Source organism: Agarivorans sp. QJM3NY_29 (assembly GCF_050870835.2).
Taxonomy (GTDB): domain Bacteria; phylum Pseudomonadota; class Gammaproteobacteria; order Enterobacterales; family Celerinatantimonadaceae; genus Agarivorans.
In genome coordinates, this window is sequence record NZ_CP194036.2 from 4845507 (window position 1) to 4862124 (window position 16618).

The following is a 16618-nucleotide window of genomic DNA, read 5'->3' on the forward strand; positions in this document are numbered from 1 at the left end:
GAACGATGGTGCCATTACTCATTACTCGGCCGCAGCCACATAATCAACGCTGTGTTGAAACCCTCAGCGAACATGGCTTTTCAGCCATCGCTGCACCGATGGTTGAAATTATTAGCAGCCCCGAGCTAGCGCGGCTAAAACAAGTACTGAGCTCTACAACGCCGAACGGGCTGATCGTGGCTGTCAGCCAATATGCGGTAGAAGCCTGTCAACAATGGTTAGAACAACAACAATTAAGCTGGCCAAGATCATTACAATACTTAGCCGTGGGCAAAGCCACTGCGGAATGCTGGCAACAATATGGGGTGAAGGCATCAGTGCCAAGTCGCCAAGACAGTGAAGGCATGCTACAACTCATCGAACAGCAATTTCCCGGATTAGATCAAGCGACCATTTTGCGCGGCCAGCAAGGACGAGATTGGCTCGCGCAACAGCTCCAAACCCGAGGTGTTAAAGTCACTTATTTGAGTTGTTATCAACGAAAATTAATCACTTATCCACAGCAACAACTTGAACAATGGCGCTTGCAGATCAACACTATTGTTGCTACTAGTGGTGAAATATTGAAACATCTGACTACCCTTATGAGTAAAGCAGAGCAACTTGAGTGGCTGCGAGAGTGCCATTTATTAGTCCCAAGTCAACGCTTGCTTAAATACGCTCAAAGTTTGGGTTTTATGCACATTGTACTGTGCGACGGCGCATCGGATAAAGCATGTATCGAAGCTTTAAAGCAAATACTGCCATCTGCAAGGAATGAAAATGACCAAAGATAAACAATCAGAGAACCAAAATCAGGTTCCATCCCCTAGCGATACAGTGAAACACGCCAAGCAAACGGCGGCGGAAAAAATGCCTAAAACAACCAGCCAAGCAACGCCGAACAATAAATCAACCAAGCTATTGGCCATCGCGGCGATCCTGATCAGCATCGGCCTAAGCGCGGGTGTTTATTGGCAAACTCAACAACAGTTACAACACGCAGATAGCCAAATACAACTCTTAAAAACTAGCCTCTCAGCCAAAGAGCAAAGTTTAGTCAGTGCCGTCGCAACCAACAGCAGTCAATTTGAAACATTGAAGCAACAATATGGCAGCCAGCAACAGTCTCTGGTGAGCCTAAAAACCCAGTTGGAACTCACTGAACAACATCGTAAAACCATTGAACATCAACTGGCCTTGCTCAACATTAAAGATGCCAATCATTGGCGACTCAACGAAGCGAATTATCTATTACAACTGGCGGCCTATAAACTATGGCTGGAACATGATCCCAGCACCGCCATCGCACTTCTTATCGAAGCTGATAGTAGTGTCAACCATGCCAACGATCCTCACCTGTTAGCTCTGCGCCGCGCGATAAACAATGATGTGCAAACGCTCAAAGCAATTCCATTGGTCGATAAAGAGGGCATTGCTTTTACCTTAGAAAGTCTACTGCAACAAACCGAGACCTTACAGTTGGCTGAAATCGAGTTACCCGCTGCGCTGCAAGAACAAAATAATCAGCTCAGCAGTGATAGTACTGACTGGCGTGACAATCTAGCTAAAAGTTGGCGTAAATTCAGCGAAAATTTCATCACTGTGCGTCGTCGCGATGGTCAAGTCGAAGCGCTCATCGAACCCAAACACGCATGGTACCTGAAAGAAAATCTTAAGTTACAATTACAGCAGGCCGAACAGGCCTTATTCCGAGGACAAGGAGAGTTGTTTAAGGCCAAGTTACAACGCACTGCACAATGGGTCGGCAACTACTTCATGCAAAACCAACAAGCCCAGGCCATGTTGGTTGATTTGAAGCGCTTACAAGGGCTGGAGATTGTGGATCAGTTACCGGAAAAATTATCCAGTTTAGATGCCGCTGAACAAGCCATTAAAGATCGCCAACAACGGCTACAGCCTTCTCTAGCAGAAGGAGCTGAATAATGTTTAAAGTTCTGATTTTATTGGCCTGCTTAGCGTTAGGTTTAGCTCTGGGGCCACAACTTGCGGGCAACAAAGGCTATGTACTAATCGCTTTTGATAGTTACACCGTTGAGATGTCGGTGACCAGTGCACTATTTGTCAGCTTTATCTGTTTCTGTATTTTATTATTCACAATTTGGCTACTTCGCTGGCTATGGCTAAGCTTTTCTCGCAGTACTAACTGGTGGGGCGATCGACGCAAACAAAAAGCGATTAGTCATACTCAGCAAGGCATGTTAGCAATGATGCGCGGCGACTATCAGCACGCCGAAAAATTGGTCAGTAAAGCGGCCACTTATAGCAGCGCTCCAGCGTTGAATTATCTAACAGCCGCAGAAGCGGCACAAGAACAAGGACAAGATAAGAAACGCGATCAGTACTTGGAGCAAGCCACCCGCATGACCAACAATGATAGCGCGGTCCTGATCACCCAAGCCCGTTTACAAATTAAACAACAGAACTTTAGCGCGGCGCTGAATAGCATTGAACAGCTCCCTGCCGAAAGTCGTAAACAGGCTCCAGTAAGACGCATGCTATTGCAGATTTTACCCGAATTAGGTCAGTGGCAAGCTTATGTTGAATTGCTTCCTATCGCATATAAGGCCCAGTTGCTTGAAGACTCGCATTACCAAGTTGAATTATCACGTAGTTATCAGGCTCTATTTCTAGAGCTCGCCAATACCCAAGGCGCCGATAAAGTGGCCGCATATTGGAATGCAATGCCACGTAAACAAAAAAAATCGATGACGATTGCTGCTGCTGCCTGCCAAGCTTTAGTCTTATCCGGCGATAGCGCTGCGGCTTACCAATTACTCGGTGACTTACTCAACAAACATCACGATCCCGAGCTACTCGCAGTCGCAGCAAAATTACAGCTCAGCGACCCTTATCCGCTATTACAGCAACTGAAAGGCTTATTACGTAAATCGCCAAATAACGCAGCCTTATTAAACTTGATCGCACAATTACATCTGCAGCAACAACAATGGCCTGAAGCGAAAGATTACTTTGAGCAAAGTATTAATATTGTCGCCAGTCGCGAATCTTACCAAGGCCTCGCCGAAACCTATCGACAACTGGAAGAGCCGCAACAAGCGATGGATTACTATCGTCAAGCCTTGACGATGTAGTTTCGTCAACCTAAAAAGGCGAGCATGTGCTCGCCGCTTATGCCCAACAAACCACTAAATAAATTCGTAGGCATCGCCATGCAATTGTGCCAAGGGTAAGCCTTGTTCAACAAAGGCGCTCCGGGCTACATCGGCCATTTCAAAACGGCCAGCAATATACACTTCTAAATTGCTCATATCCGAAAAGTCTTCTAAAACAGCTTGGTGCACCAGGCCTTTTTTTCCGGTCCATTGTGGCACAGCATGCTCTAATACCGGCACAAAGGTCACCTGATCTAATTCTGCCCACTGATAAGCCAACTCATGTAAGTACAGCCCCCCTAAATTGCGGCCACCCCAATATAAGTAAATTTGCCGCTCTTGCTCACTGTCGATCAGATGCTCAATAATAGACTTCGCATAGGAGAAGCCCGTTCCGCCAACCATGATCAAGACCGGACGTTGGCAATTATCATCGAAACCAGCATGCCCAAAGGGCATTTCAATTTCTATTTCACCACTGCTTTTGAGCTTATCGATGACTTGTCGGGCGTAAGGGTTTCCTTCAGGCGCACCGATGTGTAGCTCATACACTTCACTCTGCTCTGGCGAACTGGCTAATGAAAAGGGTCGCTTATCATCTTCCGCCATCACAATTTGTAAGTACTGACCAGCGATAAAACTTTGCGATTCTTCTGGATGTAATTCGACATTAAAAATGTCATCTAAAATCGGTGCCACCGATGCAACCTTACAGCTAATGCGCTTCATATTTTCCCCTTTTAATCTTCTCGATCTCATGTATCGCCTACTTCACCAACGATACAACCGGTTAGCCTAACAGATATAAATCCCCTTCCCTGGGTACTAAACGGAAACGTTTAGTACGACAACCGAAGCTAAGCAAGTCAATGACGGGTTGGCTGCAAAATTTAAGCAGGCAGGAAATTAATTTGCAATGACTCAGTATAACCCTTTACGCCATCAATGTAGTGTCCGTATATTTAACAATTAGTCTATGCCTAATTGTTGCCAAATACTATCCACGCGCTGTTTCACTTCTGGCGTCATTTCAATTACTTCCCCCCACTCTCGAGTTGTTTCACCGGGCCATTTATTGGTCGCATCGAGACCCATTTTTGATCCTAAACCGGAGATGGGCGAAGCAAAATCTAAATAATCAATAGGCGTGTGATCGATCAAAGTGGTATCGCGACTCGGGTCCATGCGCGTGGTGATCGCCCAAATCACATCCTGCCAGCAGCGTGCGTTCACATCATCATCACAAACAATTACAAACTTGGTGTACATGAATTGACGCAAATAAGACCATACCCCTAACATCACTCGTTTGGCATGCCCCGGATACTGTTTCTTAATGGTAATCACTGCCATACGGTAGGAGCAACCTTCTGGCGGAAGGTAGAAATCAACAATCTCTGGAAATTGCTTTTGTAAAATCGGCACAAACACTTCGTTCAAGGCGAGCCCAAGTACAGCGGGCTCATCTGGCGGGCGTCCAGTGTAGGTACTATGATAGATCGGCTCCTGACGCATGGTGATGTGGGTGATGGTGAACACCGGAAACTCATCCACTTCATTGTAATAACCAGTATGGTCACCATAGGGCCCTTCTAGTGCATTGTCCCCCGGCATCAGGTAGCCTTCTAAAACAATCTCTGCACTCGCGGGCACCTCTAAGTCATTACTAATACATTGCACTGTTTCGGTTCGACTACCACGTAATAAACCCGCAAAAGCATATTCTGAAAGCGTATCCGGTACCGGTGTCACAGCACCTAAAATCGTCGCCGGATCGGCTCCCAAAGCAACCGCCACCGGATAGGGCTTGCCCGGATTCAGTTCTTGAAACTCACGAAAATCGATAGCGCCTCCGCGATGAGAAAGCCAACGCATAATCAACTTATTTTTGGCTAACTTTTGCTGACGATAGATACCCAGATTTTGTCGTTTTTTATAGGGACCGCGGGTAATGGTTAAACCCCAGGTAACCAAAGGTGCCACATCGCCCGGCCAACAATGTTGGATCGGCAATTTATCTAAATCAACCTCATCGCCACTCCAGACCACTTCCTGACAAGGTGCGCTGCGTAGCTTCTTGGTGGGCATGTTGAGTACTTGCTTAAAAATCGGCAACTTTTCCCAAAGTTCTTTCAGCCCTTTAGGTGGCTCAGGTTCTTTCAAATAAGACAGCCAGGTTCCCACTTCACGCAAGGCTGATACCGACTCTTGCCCCATGCCTAAAGCAACCCGCTCCGGAGTACCAAATAGATTGCCTAATACCGGCATACTATGGCCCTTCACATTTTCAAATAACAACGCTGGACCGCCGGCTTTTAAGGTACGGTCACAAATTTCGGTCATTTCGAATTCAGTCGACACTTCAACGGTAATCCGTTTCAGCTCGCCGCGCTGCTCGAGCAAACCAATAAAATCTCGTAAATCTTTATATTTCATTCAATTAACCTAGTGATGCAAGCCAAAACTGGCCCACTACTGTGATTGCATTTCAATCATAACCATTGCCGCGAGTTCTTGATATTCAGGATCCCGATACTGAGTCAAAATGAACTGCGCAGCTGGAGGGTAATTCTGACCTAAGCGAGCTATCGCACTATAAGAGAAATACAATAATTCAGGATTCTCGGCAGCACCTTTCAACAGCTCAAAAGCCTGTTCCGCTGGCCATTGGGTGCGTAACTTTTCTAATAAAGACACACTGTATTGATCCATCGGTAAACCTAGCACCTCGCGAATCGCTTGACTAGAACCGGAACCAACGGCCAAAGCAACCACCACGTGATTATCCGGAAAATACAACTGGCTGGGCATCGTTTTGCGAACATGCAGTAATTGTGGAGCATCCAACTGGGATAAGGCACGGATCAAATCTAATTGCTGTTCCAGCAACAATGGATTGTTCTTACGGAATACCAAAGACCATTGAAATTGATCGTGTAATAACTCACTTAAGTAGAATTGTGAACGCTCAGCGGAGAGCTGATTCAAAATAAGACTACGCGCTAGCGCTGGGTAATCATAAGTCGGCCGAATCACCTCGTAACCATCAATCACCGCCGATTCTCGAGTCAACGGGCGCTCCGCAGCAAGCTTTAATAACCAATTTTTTAAGGTTTGATTGGGTACATGGTGGTTTTGATGTAAATAACGCAAGCTTTCATACAATAAAGCTTCACGATGTTCAGGAAGTAATTGAGGTAATAAATCAATCACCCAAGCGGGCTGATTTTGCATCAAAGCATCAACGCTTCGAAGTAAAATAGTTAACGGTACTTGAGGGTCAATAGCTGAAGAAGGAGGATTCGGACCTTGCTGTTCGGCATGGGCAAGTAGCGGGTAACTAAGGATTAAAACAAACAGTAAGCGTTTTATCATCGGAAATGAAACTGGCCGCGGTTGCGGCCAGTTTACGCCTATTTTTTCTGGGCTTTCATCGCATCGAAAAACTCATCATTAGTCTTAGACATTGAGAGCTTATCAATCAAGAACTCCATCGCGCCTGTTTCGTCCATTGGATGCACAATCTTCCGTAGGATCCACATCTTCTGCAGTTCATCACCACTGGCAAGTAACTCTTCACGACGAGTACCAGAACGATTGATATCAATCGCTGGATAAACACGTTTTTCGGCAATCTTACGGCTTAAGTGTAATTCCATATTACCGGTACCCTTAAACTCTTCGTAGATGACTTCATCCATTTTTGAGCCGGTATCAACCAGGGCGGTGGCAATAATAGTTAAGCTGCCACCTTCTTCAACGTTACGCGCAGCACCAAAGAAGCGCTTCGGACGATGGAGCGCGTTGGCATCCACACCACCAGTAAGTACCTTGCCTGAAGAAGGAATCACGGTATTGTAGGCTCGCGCTAAACGAGTGATAGAATCAAGCAGAATAATCACGTCTTTCTTGTGCTCAACCAAACGCTTGGCTTTCTCAATCACCATATCGGCAACCTGTACATGACGGCTTGCAGGTTCATCAAAGGTAGAAGCAATCACTTCTCCGCGAACCAAGCGTCGCATCTCGGTAACTTCTTCTGGACGCTCATCGATCAACAACACAATCAGCTCACACTCGGGATGATTAAAAGCCACATTTTGTGCAATATTTTGCAGCAACATAGTTTTACCCGCTTTAGGAGGCGCAACAATCAAACCACGTTGCCCTTTCCCTATCGGCGAGGCCAAATCTAAAACTCGTGCAGTAATATCTTCTGTGGAACCATTACCGCGTTCCATGCGCATCCGTTTAGTGGCATGTAAAGGCGTAAGGTTTTCAAAGAGGATTTTGTTACGAGAGTTTTCAGGTTTATCGTGGTTTACTTGACCAATCTTTAGCAAAGCAAAATAACGCTCACCTTCTTTCGGCGGTCGAATCTTACCTTCCACGGTATCACCAGTTCGCAGGTTAAAACGGCGAATTTGGCTAGGCGAAACGTAAATATCATCAGGGCCAGCCAGGTAAGAACTGTCTGCACTGCGCAAAAAGCCAAAGCCATCCTGCAGAATTTCGAGAACACCATGTCCAAAAATGGCTTCCCCGCTTTTCGCGTGAGCCTTGAGGATCGAGAAGATAATATCTTGCTTACGCAGACGGGCCAGATTTTCTAAGCCCATCGATTCGCCTAGCGTAATCAGTTCATGGACCGGGGTATTTTTTAGCTCAGTTAAATTCATAATGGTGAGTATTCAGTTTTGTCGAAATAGACTGACGGCAGAGTGAGTTAGATATAGTAGAGATGCTTACTCGACTGTTCAGTCGGCCAAGAGATAGCCTTAAATAACAGGCGTAGGAAAATTCGAAAGTAAAATTAGCACTATTGTGAAGAAAGATCCAGCAAAAGCAGGCAACGAATGTCGACCTGCTCACATAGTTACTACAGGTTTTCGTCTAAAAACGCTGTTAATTGTGCTTTAGACAGCGCACCAACTTTAGTCGCAGCCACTTTGCCATCTTTAAATAACAATAAAGTAGGGATCCCGCGAATACCAAACTTGGGCGGAGTCGCCGCATTTTGATCAATATTCAACTTACCTACGGTAACTTTGCCTGCGTATTCTTCAGCAACTTCATCGAGGATCGGTGCAATCATTTTGCACGGTCCACACCATTCAGCCCAAAAGTCTACTAATACAGGTGTGCTTGCATTTAGTACGTCTGCCTCGAAACTATCGTCACTCAGCTGAACTAATTTGTCGCTCATGTATTACTCCAAATATTCTCTGCTATCTATATAGATAATGTACCCGACTATTTGAAATGATCCGACTAATGAATGCAAGCCCAAGCTCATTCCAAGGCAATCTAAGCTACTACCAATTAACATAAGTAAATCACCAGCACAATAAAAGTAAATGTGGTGCTGGTAGTGCCAGATAGCTGTGATATGCTTACGCCATGAGCAAAGCACACTTAACTGAACTACGATTCGCCGACTTAGAGCTAGACGCTGGGGTATTAGAAGCCTTAGAACAGCACGGCTATCACAATTGCACCCCTATCCAAGCGCAAAGTCTACCGATCCTGCTGAAAGGCAAGGATATTGCGGGCCAAGCACAAACCGGTACGGGGAAAACCTTAGCCTTTTTAGTTGCCACCTTTAACCACTTGCTAACCACGCCAGTGCCTGAAGGTCGCCAACAAAATCAACCACGCGCCTTAATCTTAGCGCCCACCCGTGAATTAGCAATTCAAATTCACAACGATGCCCGTTTATTAGCCAAAGCAACTGGCTTAAAATTGGGTTTAGTGTATGGGGGTGAAGGTTATGCCAGCCAACGGGCAACCCTTGATGAAGGCGTTGATATCCTCATCGGCACCACCGGTCGGATGATTGACTATTTCAAACAGGGTGCCTTTAGCCTCAATAGTCTACAAGCCATGGTACTAGATGAAGCCGACCGCATGTTCGATCTCGGTTTCATTAAAGATATTCGTTATTTAATGCGCCGCATGCCAGAGCCCAAGCTGCGCCTGAACATGCTGTTTTCGGCTACCCTTTCATTTAAGGTGAAAGAGCTTGCCTTTGAACACATGAACGAACCGGAACACGTGATTGTAGAGCCAGAACAAATGACTGGCGTACGCATCCAGGAAGAGCTGTTTTACCCGTCCAATGACGACAAAATGGCATTACTACAAACCTTAATCGAAGAAGAATGGCCTGAACGGGCGATTATTTTCGCCAATACCAAACACCGCTGCGAAGACATTTGGGGACACTTGGTTGCCGACCAACACCGCGTTGGTTTGTTAACCGGAGATGTACCACAGCGTAAGCGGGTACAAATACTCGAACAATTTACCGATGGTAAATTAGACATCTTAGTAGCCACCGATGTCGCCGCACGAGGCCTACATATTCCCTCGGTAACCCACGTATTTAATTACGATCTTCCCGACGACGCAGAAGATTACGTTCACCGCATTGGTCGAACTGGGCGTGCCGGTTTAAGTGGTCACGCGATTAGCCTAGCCTGTGAAGAATATGTTTTCAACTTACCGGCGATCGAAGAGTACATCAAACATCCGGTGCCATTGAGTCAATATGACAGTGAAGCTTTACTACGCGATTTACCGCGAGCCCAGCGAGTTCATCGACCTAAAAGTGTCAATAGTCGCGGCGGCGCACGGGGAAGTAATCGAAGTAGCAGTAGCGGCCACTCCAAACCAAGACGCAGTCGCCACTCATAACTGAGCGCTCAAGGATGAACGAGTCAAAATCTTCGCCCCTCTATGCAGCCATTGATTTAGGTTCTAACAGCTTCCACATGTTAATCGTGCGGGAGCTCAGTGGCTGCGTACAGACCATTGCCAAGGTTAAGCGAAAGGTTCGACTCGCTGAAGGCTTAGATAAAAATAATCAACTCGATCAGGCAGCGATGGTCCGCGGTTGGCAATGCCTGAGTTTATTTTCTGAGCAATTACGCGATATCCCCGAACAACAGATCAAAATTGTGGCCACCGCAGCCCTGCGTAAGGCCGTCAACGCCCAAGTATTTTTAACTCAAGCAGAAAAAATACTCGCAAATAAAATCAATATCATTAGCGGTGAAACCGAAGCCAAAATCATTTACCGTGGAGTGGCTCACACCAGCGGCGGCCATGGTAAACGTTTGGTGATCGATATTGGGGGTGCAAGTACCGAATTAGTGATTGGTGAACAAAGCGAAACTCGGCTATTAAATAGCCTCGATATGGGCTGTGTCACCTGGCTGAAGCGTTATTTTTCAGACTCTCTGAGTGAGGGTAACTTCGCCCAAGCCATTGAAGCAGCCAAAGCAGTGATTGAGCCGGTACTCAGTGATTATCGACGTCTCGGTTGGAAAAGCGCTTTAGGAGCCTCTGGCACTATTCAAGCCGTATTAGAAATTATCACCGCTCAAGGCCTCGATGAACGGATCACCTATCCCAAACTGAAAGCGATTCAACAACAAGTGATCGCTTGTGGCAAACTTGAAACACTCAATATCGAGGGGCTCAACGAAGAACGTAAACCAGTATTTGCATCTGGATTAGCAATTTTAATCGCCTTGTTCGAAAGCTTGCAAATTGAAGGACTCACCCTCGCGGGCGGCGCACTACGCGAGGGTTTAGTCTATGGTCTACTGAGTCAACAAGAAACCAGTAGCGTCCGCGCACGCACCGCTGAAAGCTTCATCAAACGCCATCACATCGATGTACAACAAGCAGAGCGAGTCGCTCATTGTGCGATTACGCTTTGCCAACAAGTTACTCCTCGTCTCAGCGATCGAGCTTTAAGCTTATTAAAGTGGGCAGCTATGTTTCATGAGGTTGGCTTGAATATCGAATTTAAAAAAGCCCCCGAGCATGCAGCTTATATTATCGATCATTCTGATTTACCCGGCTTTACTAGCGCTCAAAAGCATTTTGTCTCCAGCCTAATGCTCAATCAGCGAGGTCAGTGGCAAGCCCAGCTATTAAGCCAACAACATGCTTTAGAAAAACCAGAAGCCCTGATATTAACCCGCATGCTGCGGATCGCTATCATCGTCTGTATGCGTCGCACCGAAGGTAGCGTACCAAACATCAGCTTGTTACAGAATGAAAATGACTGGCAACTTTGTTTTCCTCCCACCTGGAGTGAGCAACACCCCTTACGCGCAGCAGAACTAGAACTAGAAGCCAAAGTACAAAGCGAAGTTGGTTATCCATTGCGGGTAATTGAGGCGCTCTGTTAAAATTCGTTACATGCTGTAGGTTAAGCTGAGTGTGCTTAAAAGGCAGCCAGCATTGATTTTAAGCAAGCCCCTTCTACTTGTTTGCCTACCGGCAAGATAGCACCGACTGAAGCGTGGCTTCCCTCGATGTACTCAGCACTATAGATAGCGGAATCATAAGACCGAATCCCGAGATCAACTCAAGCTTTAGTGCTCCGGCAATCCTATCAGATGGCCAGCAAAGCTAAGCTCACCTAAACATTCTTCTTTACCCAACGAATATCACTACAAGTACTGCGCTAATATTGACCTAAGCCGATGAGGCTGGCACTATGCGCCGCAAACCAGCAACATTTAGATCGTTGTCTCAAAAAACGTGTTACCACTGTGCTATTAAGTCGAGGAGAATACAATGCCACAACCACTCGTTGCCATCGTCATGGGATCCAAAAGTGATTGGCCAACCATGGAAAACGCCGCCGAAATACTGAGCCAACTAGGCGTAGAATTTGAAGTGGAAGTAGTTTCAGCGCACCGCACTCCCGACAAATTAATGAGTTTTTCAGCCAATGCAGCTGAACGGGGTATTCGCGTCATCATCGGTGGGGCAGGCGGAGCAGCGCACTTGCCCGGCATGATCGCTTCCAAAACCCGTCTTCCAGTACTTGGTGTGCCCGTACAAAGTAAGGCGCTTAGCGGTATGGATAGCCTGCTGTCAATCGCTCAAATGCCTAAGGGCGTCGCCGTTGGCACCTTAGCTATCGGTACCGCAGGAGCCTATAACGCAGGTCTCTTCGCGGCCCAAATTTTAGCAACCACCGATCCTCAACTAGCGCAACGCATCGAAGCATTCCGCACCGCGCAAACCGAATCGGTATTGGCGCACCCCGACCCACGTATCGCCGAGTAGTTAGGTTAACAGAATGAACAAAATTTGGATCCTCGGCGCAGGCCAACTTGGCGCCATGCTCAAACATGCCGCCCAACCACTTTGTCTGGAAGTTCGTCCGGTGGAGACCGACGAGCTTGAGCAATTTGCCATTGGCGATGACGACGTGGTCACCGTTGAGCGGGAACATTGGCCTGTCACGCCTGCCACCGAACAACTCACCCAGCATCCACGATTTTTAAATGGCCCCGCTCTGGCGCAATTAGCCGACCGAGCCAGCCAGAAACGTCTACTCGATTCGCTCTCTTTGGCGACCGCGCCTTGGGTCGATGTGAAAACACAGCATAGTGCCGAGCAACTGTTCGCTGAATTAGGCGAACGAGTGTTACTCAAACAGCGCTCAGGTGGTTACGATGGAAAGGGCCAACATTGGTTAAAACAACAAGGCAACGCTGAGCAACGCGCGATTCCGCATACTTGGTTAGATCATTGTATTGCCGAACAGGCAATCAATTTCGAAGAAGAAGTCTCATTAATCGGCATGCGTCATGCCAACGGCGAGACGGCCTTCTACCCACTAGCGATTAATCAGCATCATCAAGGCATTTTATTAGCCACCGTTTCACCTGTCGCCAGTAAAGCACCGCTGCAAAGCCAAGCCGAAGCGATGCTGGGCAAGCTCATGGAAGCCTTAAATTATGTTGGCGTAATGACCATGGAATGCTTCCAAGTGGGACAACAACTGTTAATCAACGAAATTGCGCCGCGGGTCCACAACAGCGGCCATTGGACCCAGGCAGGAGCAAGCTTAAGCCAGTTTGAAGCGCATTTGCGTGCTGTCGCCAACTTACCCTTAGTGCAGCCGTTGGTGAAAACTCAAAGCGTGATGCTTAACCTAATCGGTGTCGACTATGACCAACGCTGGCTCAGCGTACCGGGCGTAGAAATATTCTGGTATGGCAAAGAGGTTCGTCCCGGACGAAAAGTCGGCCATATCAACATCAGTATCGCCGAGCGCCAGCAGCTACTCAACAGCCTCGCCCAACTACAACCGCTGATGAGCCCGGTCTATAGTGATGCCATCGCCTGGTTAATCGGTCACCTCGACTAAAGCACGAACTAAGCCTTGTGGCTGCGCTAGCAGCTTCGCCACAAGGCTTGGGTTCATTGAATATTACAAGATTTCTGGAGTAAGCTCCTTGAGCTACGAATGGCTCGCGCTATTAGCAGCGGCCCTATGGGCCCTCACCAGCTTAATTTCGGTCACTCCCAGCCGTCAACTTGGCGCCTTCGCCTATAGTCGCTGGCGGATGGGTTTAGTCAGCCTAATGTTGGCCACTGCAACTTTAGTTAATAACAACTGGCAGAACATCAGCTTCGAACAAGCAGCCTTGTTTGCCCTCTCGGGATTTATTGGGGTATTTGTTGGTGACACCGCCCTGTTTGCCTGTATGAATCGACTCGGGCCGCGTCGGGCCAGCCTATTATTTGCATGCCATGCCGCTTTTTCCGCTTTCTTAGGAGTTTACTTATTTAACGAACAGCTATCGGGTTGGCCCTTAGTGGGGGCTGCAAGTTTATTTCTCGGGGTTATTCTGGCGGTAAGCTTCGGCCGTAAAGCCAATCAACATAGCTGGGAAAAGATCAATGGTCCGGTGAGTATCGCGCTATTGCTGGGTTTGAGTGCGGCGCTTTGTCAAAGCATCGGCACCGTGATGCTAAAGCCGCTATTAAGCGCCAGCGCGGCCCATCCGGTCGACCCCATCGCCGCCTCAACGCTACGGATGCTCAGCGCTTTTACTGCGCATATGTTGTTATACTTTGCAGCCCATAAACTGGCGCGCGCCCATAAGCCACTCACCCCAAGATTATTTATGATGATTGCCAGCAATGGTTTTCTCGCCATGGCGGTAGGCATGACCCTGATGCTGTTTGCGCTACGCAATGGCGATGTTTCTGTGGTGGCGCTCTTGTCCTCCAGCTCGCCAATCTTAGTCTTGCCGCTACTCTGGATCTACACCAAACAAGCCCCCACCTATTCGGCATGGGCGAGCGCCGCACTGTGTGTGGTAGGCAGTAGTTTACTGATTTTTGGCTAGTGATTGGCTACCGAAAACACCGGCAAATGGGCGATCCGCTGCCGAATAAAAAATACCTGCTGCTGATATAGTGCAGAATCACTCGACTGATAAATTTTCAGGAATTGTTGTTCGCTGAGTCCCTCGCTTAAGTCATCGACCCGAGGAAATAAATCTTGCTCGGCGCTGGCTTGGCGCATTGCCTGCAAAAATGCTTGAGTCTTGGCTAAGCTGGTAGCCGTTTGCGCAAACTGAATGCCGGTAAAATCGGCCGCCAAATCAGCAAAACTAAAGCCACTGCCACCAGCCACAGAATCAAATAGCTCTTTAAATTCCCCTATCGAGGCACTAAAACCTTGCTCTGCCGCCATCCGCAGGCCTGCCGAATAGCTAAAGTGCAATAGCAAATCACGGCGTCCCGCTAAACGAACATTACTGGGCGCAGGCACAAACGGCAGCTCAAGCGAAAAACGTTTCAGCAATAAACTTCGCAAGCTTCCTTCACTAAAAAACAGGCTTACCGCCCAAATCATCGCTTGTTGCTCGACTAATAGCGAACCTCTCTGCCCGCGCAAGGCGACGTCAAAGCTTAAAGGATAGAGATAATCAAACAATGAAACCTCCATCTGCCCCGCATACTGCTGACCTAACAAGGCCAACTTATGATAGTAGTAGGCAATTGGCAGGCCAATGGTTTGTGGTTGTTGCCATTGACTGAATGATTGATAGGCCTTGATGAGCGTTTGGCGAACATTCGCCTTTGCAGTCACCTGTAAGCGCAATGTTTGCTGATCAACCTGCGGGACACTCATGTGACTGACTAGCGCCTTCAAAGGCAGCTCAGGAAAGTAGCGCTCACTTAGCCACAATAAAGCCACAAACACTGGCTGTGCAGGCAAGCTTAAGTCCCCTAGAGTTAGCTCAGCCAATTGCAAACCTTGGCTGGATGGGAGCAGACTAACTTGAAGATTCAAATAACGGCCAAACCACTGTGCGGGTAGAGTAATCGTTGCCCGCAGTCGCAATTGTTCTGCTTGAAGTTGTGTCTCAACATTGATCTGGCTAAAAGCACGTGAGCTTAATCGGCTTAGCGCCTGCAGTTGCTGTGAAGATAACAAAATATCAACTGGCTGGCTGGCATCGCCGAGTCGCTGCATATTCTCTTGCAATAAATGCTTAACATCCGCCACTTGCTGTGGGCTCGGCGCTGGTGGAGCAGGAATGCTAGCCAGTGTTGACAGGGCCAACTTCAAGCCAAGCAAACCACTCAACGCTACCAGCAGCAATAAGCTTAATCCCCAGGCCAGCAGCTTCGCCAAGACGGTCATTTAAGCTACCCAGCTTTGCCCAAGGTAAAAGCTGGGCTGCGGCAGCCTATTCGGCTAACCATTGGGCCACATCTTTGGCAAAATAAGTCAAAATACCATCGGCACCAGCGCGCTTAAAGGCCAGCAAAGATTCCAAAACCACTGGACGCTCCTCCAACCAGCCATTGGCAAAAGCAGCCTTATGCATGGCGTATTCACCACTCACCTGATAAGCAAAGGTGGGCAGCGAAAAAGTATCCTTCACCTGACGCACCACATCAAGATAGGGCATGCCCGGCTTCACTATCACCATGTCGGCACCTTCCTCGATATCCAGCGCCACTTCGTGCAAGGCTTCCTGAGTATTGGCGGGATCCATTTGATAGGTCTTCTTATTACCACCTTTTAAGTTGCTGGCGCTACCGAGTGCATCGCGGAACGGGCCATAGTAACCCGAGGCATATTTAGCAGAATAAGCCATGATCATGGTGTTGTGGTAACCCGCTTCTTCCAAGGCTTCGCGGATTGCCCCAATTCGTCCATCCATCATATCCGAAGGTGCCACCACATCAGCCCCCGCGGCGGCGTGGGAAAGCGCCTGCTTGACTAAAACTTCAGTGGTAATGTCATTTTGCACATAGCCCTGCGAATCAATGATCCCGTCTTGGCCATGAGTGGTAAACGGATCAAGCGCCACATCGACCATCACTCCCAGCTCGGGAAAGGCCGCCTTCAAGGCGACAATCGCTCGTTGCGCTATGCCATCTTCGGCATAAGCCTGCTCCGCCAGCAGCGACTTCTGCGCCAGTGGCATCACCGGAAATAGTGCTACCATCGGCACCCCCAGAGCCACCAGCTGCTCGGCCTCTTTTAATAATAAATCAATCGTAAATCGCTGTACGCCGGGCATCGACGCCACCGCCTCGGTTTGATTTTCACCCTCGATAACAAACATCGGGTAAATCAAATCATCAACCGTTAGTTGATTTTCTGCCACTAAACGGCGGGAAAATTCATGGCGTCGAAGACGACGCATCCGGGTAGC

At 47.9% G+C, this 16618-nt stretch carries 15 protein-coding genes; 8 read left to right on the plus strand and 7 right to left on the minus strand.

The window, feature by feature from the left end; genetic code table 11:
* The first annotated feature begins 5 nt into the window (after nucleotides 1–5).
* The 3 genes from ACRRS0_RS22035 to ACRRS0_RS22045 are packed head-to-tail and all read left to right on the plus strand — an operon-like array spanning nucleotide 6 to nucleotide 3095.
* On the plus strand, nucleotides 6–776 hold the full coding sequence (locus ACRRS0_RS22035) for a uroporphyrinogen-III synthase (RefSeq protein ID WP_432455453.1): 771 nt from the start codon (nucleotides 6–8) through the stop codon (nucleotides 774–776).
* A complete protein-coding gene (locus ACRRS0_RS22040) occupies nucleotides 763–1926 on the plus strand; it encodes a uroporphyrinogen-III C-methyltransferase (protein WP_432455452.1) in 1164 nt (387 codons plus the stop codon). Before ACRRS0_RS22035 ends, ACRRS0_RS22040 begins: the two co-directional genes overlap by 14 nt.
* A complete protein-coding gene (locus ACRRS0_RS22045; protein ID WP_432455451.1) occupies nucleotides 1926–3095 on the plus strand; it encodes a heme biosynthesis HemY N-terminal domain-containing protein in 1170 nt (389 codons plus the stop codon). The genes ACRRS0_RS22040 and ACRRS0_RS22045 overlap by 1 nt, the downstream gene beginning before the upstream one ends.
* Nucleotides 3096–3149: 54 nt before the next feature.
* On the opposite strand, the gene fre is transcribed toward ACRRS0_RS22045, so the two are convergent.
* From fre to trxA, 5 genes are all read right to left on the minus strand, one after another.
* Nucleotides 3150–3845, minus strand: a complete 696-nt coding sequence (fre, locus tag ACRRS0_RS22050) for an NAD(P)H-flavin reductase (protein ID WP_432455450.1) — start codon at nucleotides 3843–3845, stop codon at nucleotides 3150–3152.
* Nucleotides 3846–4085: 240 nt separating this feature from the next.
* Nucleotides 4086–5552 (minus strand): 4-hydroxy-3-polyprenylbenzoate decarboxylase, encoded by a 1467-nt coding sequence (gene ubiD, locus ACRRS0_RS22055; RefSeq protein ID WP_432455449.1) that lies wholly within the window; start codon nucleotides 5550–5552, stop codon nucleotides 4086–4088.
* A gap of 36 nt (nucleotides 5553–5588) precedes the next feature.
* Nucleotides 5589–6491 (minus strand): hypothetical protein, encoded by a 903-nt coding sequence (locus ACRRS0_RS22060; RefSeq protein WP_432455448.1) that lies wholly within the window; start codon nucleotides 6489–6491, stop codon nucleotides 5589–5591.
* Nucleotides 6492–6529: 38 nt separating this feature from the next.
* Nucleotides 6530–7795, minus strand: coding sequence for a transcription termination factor Rho (rho, locus tag ACRRS0_RS22065; RefSeq protein WP_432455447.1), 1266 nt, complete (start codon nucleotides 7793–7795; stop codon nucleotides 6530–6532).
* Nucleotides 7796–7995: 200 nt separating this feature from the next.
* On the minus strand, nucleotides 7996–8322 hold the full coding sequence (trxA, locus tag ACRRS0_RS22070) for a thioredoxin TrxA (protein ID WP_432455446.1): 327 nt from the start codon (nucleotides 8320–8322) through the stop codon (nucleotides 7996–7998).
* A 194-nt stretch (nucleotides 8323–8516) separates the two neighbouring features.
* On the opposite strand from trxA, the gene rhlB reads away from it, so the two are divergent.
* From rhlB to ACRRS0_RS22095, 5 genes are all read left to right on the plus strand, one after another.
* Nucleotides 8517–9812 (plus strand): ATP-dependent RNA helicase RhlB, encoded by a 1296-nt coding sequence (gene rhlB / locus ACRRS0_RS22075; protein WP_432455445.1) that lies wholly within the window; start codon nucleotides 8517–8519, stop codon nucleotides 9810–9812.
* A 14-nt stretch (nucleotides 9813–9826) separates the two neighbouring features.
* Nucleotides 9827–11320: a guanosine-5'-triphosphate,3'-diphosphate diphosphatase gene (gene gppA / locus ACRRS0_RS22080; RefSeq protein ID WP_432455444.1), complete on the plus strand. Its 1494-nt coding sequence runs from the start codon at nucleotides 9827–9829 to the stop codon at nucleotides 11318–11320.
* Between the two features lie 391 nt (nucleotides 11321–11711).
* Nucleotides 11712–12209, plus strand: coding sequence for a 5-(carboxyamino)imidazole ribonucleotide mutase (gene purE, locus ACRRS0_RS22085; RefSeq protein WP_432455443.1), 498 nt, complete (start codon nucleotides 11712–11714; stop codon nucleotides 12207–12209).
* A 13-nt stretch (nucleotides 12210–12222) separates the two neighbouring features.
* Nucleotides 12223–13299: a 5-(carboxyamino)imidazole ribonucleotide synthase gene (purK, locus tag ACRRS0_RS22090; protein WP_432455442.1), complete on the plus strand. Its 1077-nt coding sequence runs from the start codon at nucleotides 12223–12225 to the stop codon at nucleotides 13297–13299.
* Between the two features lie 88 nt (nucleotides 13300–13387).
* Entirely contained in the window at nucleotides 13388–14287 is a 900-nt protein-coding gene (locus ACRRS0_RS22095) for an EamA family transporter (RefSeq protein ID WP_432455441.1), read from the plus strand.
* On the opposite strand, the gene ACRRS0_RS22100 is transcribed toward ACRRS0_RS22095, so the two are convergent.
* Nucleotides 14284–15594, minus strand: coding sequence for a hypothetical protein (locus ACRRS0_RS22100; RefSeq protein WP_432455440.1), 1311 nt, complete (start codon nucleotides 15592–15594; stop codon nucleotides 14284–14286). The genes ACRRS0_RS22095 and ACRRS0_RS22100 overlap by 4 nt on opposite strands.
* Before the next feature lie 46 nt (nucleotides 15595–15640).
* Nucleotides 15641–16609 carry a porphobilinogen synthase gene (gene hemB, locus ACRRS0_RS22105; RefSeq protein ID WP_439022904.1) on the minus strand — a complete coding sequence of 323 codons (969 nt, stop codon included), beginning with the start codon at nucleotides 16607–16609 and terminating at the stop codon, nucleotides 15641–15643.
* Nucleotides 16610–16618: the final 9 nt, after the last annotated feature.

Coding starts and splice junctions, on each gene's coding strand:
- ACRRS0_RS22060 (WP_432455448.1), bottom strand. CDS start 6,491: ATGATAAAACGCTTACTGTTTGTTTTAATCCTTAGTTACCCGCTACTT.
- ubiD (WP_432455449.1), bottom strand. CDS start 5,552: ATGAAATATAAAGATTTACGAGATTTTATTGGTTTGCTCGAGCAGCGC.
- purE (WP_432455443.1), top strand. CDS start 11,712: ATGCCACAACCACTCGTTGCCATCGTCATGGGATCCAAAAGTGATTGG.
- ACRRS0_RS22100 (WP_432455440.1), bottom strand. CDS start 15,594: ATGACCGTCTTGGCGAAGCTGCTGGCCTGGGGATTAAGCTTATTGCTG.
- hemB (WP_439022904.1), bottom strand. CDS start 16,609: ATGCGTCGTCTTCGACGCCATGAATTTTCCCGCCGTTTAGTGGCAGAA.
- trxA (WP_432455446.1), bottom strand. CDS start 8,322: ATGAGCGACAAATTAGTTCAGCTGAGTGACGATAGTTTCGAGGCAGAC.
- ACRRS0_RS22035 (WP_432455453.1), top strand. CDS start 6: ATGGTGCCATTACTCATTACTCGGCCGCAGCCACATAATCAACGCTGT.
- ACRRS0_RS22045 (WP_432455451.1), top strand. CDS start 1,926: ATGTTTAAAGTTCTGATTTTATTGGCCTGCTTAGCGTTAGGTTTAGCT.
- rhlB (WP_432455445.1), top strand. CDS start 8,517: ATGAGCAAAGCACACTTAACTGAACTACGATTCGCCGACTTAGAGCTA.
- ACRRS0_RS22040 (WP_432455452.1), top strand. CDS start 763: ATGACCAAAGATAAACAATCAGAGAACCAAAATCAGGTTCCATCCCCT.
- fre (WP_432455450.1), bottom strand. CDS start 3,845: ATGAAGCGCATTAGCTGTAAGGTTGCATCGGTGGCACCGATTTTAGAT.
- purK (WP_432455442.1), top strand. CDS start 12,223: ATGAACAAAATTTGGATCCTCGGCGCAGGCCAACTTGGCGCCATGCTC.
- gppA (WP_432455444.1), top strand. CDS start 9,827: ATGAACGAGTCAAAATCTTCGCCCCTCTATGCAGCCATTGATTTAGGT.
- rho (WP_432455447.1), bottom strand. CDS start 7,795: ATGAATTTAACTGAGCTAAAAAATACCCCGGTCCATGAACTGATTACG.